This is a genomic window from Shewanella inventionis (assembly GCF_014641855.1).
Classification (GTDB): domain Bacteria; phylum Pseudomonadota; class Gammaproteobacteria; order Enterobacterales; family Shewanellaceae; genus Shewanella; species Shewanella inventionis.
The window spans coordinates 1-878 of sequence record NZ_BMII01000120.1; the positions used below are offsets into that span (position 1 = coordinate 1).

The following is an 878-nucleotide window of genomic DNA, read 5'->3' on the forward strand; positions in this document are numbered from 1 at the left end:
CCGGAGTGGACGAACCGCTGGTGTTCGGGTTGTTATGCCAATAGCATTGCCCGGTAGCTACGTTCGGAATCGATAACCGCTGAAAGCATCTAAGCGGGAAGCGAGCCCTAAGATGAGTCATCCCTAGGTCTTTAAGACCTCTAAAGGGCCGTAGGAGACTACTACGTTGATAGGCAAGGTGTGTAAGCGTTGTGAGGCGTTGAGCTAACTTGTACTAATGACCCGTGAGGCTTAACCATACAACCCAGATGGGTTTTACTAATACTTAGTATTAGAATAGAGCACTTAAATGGTGTGAGAATACTCAAAAAAATCAGCTTTTCGAATTTTTAAATAAGGTCAGAGCAGGTCCTAGGAACTAGGTCCTATAAGCGCGAAGCGCGTCCTCGAGCCTTGTTTATACAAAATTTGTCTGGAAACCATAGAGCTTCATTTCCAGACGCCTAATTATCTCGACAGAGATGCTCGAAAGAGCAAGTCTCCTGGTGGTGACACACTAGCGACTTAAAAAGCATTTAGCATTCTGCGTAAGCAACTTGCTAAAGGAGCGGTAGTTCAGTTGGTTAGAATACCGGCCTGTCACGCCGGGGGTCGCGGGTTCGAGTCCCGTCCGCTCCGCCAACTTAAGATGAAGGCCTTTGCAGCAATGCAAAGGCCTTTTTCGTGTTTAACACGGGCGAAAAGACTAAAGATAGAGCGGTAGTTCGTAAGCGTCTGGGCATCTACACCTACCTTTTAAAATTCCATGGTAATACCAATTACGATTAAAGACTTCCCAGTTTAGCCCAATCTCTGTGACACAATCTTTTTACCCTGTCCTTGCACTCAATGAATGTATTCCATGCACGACAGCATTCCTCAACAATATCATTAAAATC

1 tRNA gene, 1 rRNA gene and 1 pseudogene are annotated in these 878 nt (G+C 45.6%); 2 read left to right on the top strand and 1 reads right to left on the bottom strand.

Going from position 1 to position 878, the window contains the following annotated elements:
* Positions 1 to 239 (top strand): 23S ribosomal RNA (locus tag IEW93_RS21860); the annotation flags it as partial.
* A 305-nt stretch (positions 240 to 544) separates the two neighbouring features.
* Positions 545 to 621: transfer RNA gene (locus tag IEW93_RS21865), tRNA-Asp, on the top strand.
* A gap of 143 nt (positions 622 to 764) precedes the next feature.
* Here IEW93_RS21865 and IEW93_RS22210 read toward each other — a convergent pair.
* Positions 765 to 878: pseudogene (locus IEW93_RS22210) on the bottom strand (IS630 family transposase); the annotation flags it as partial.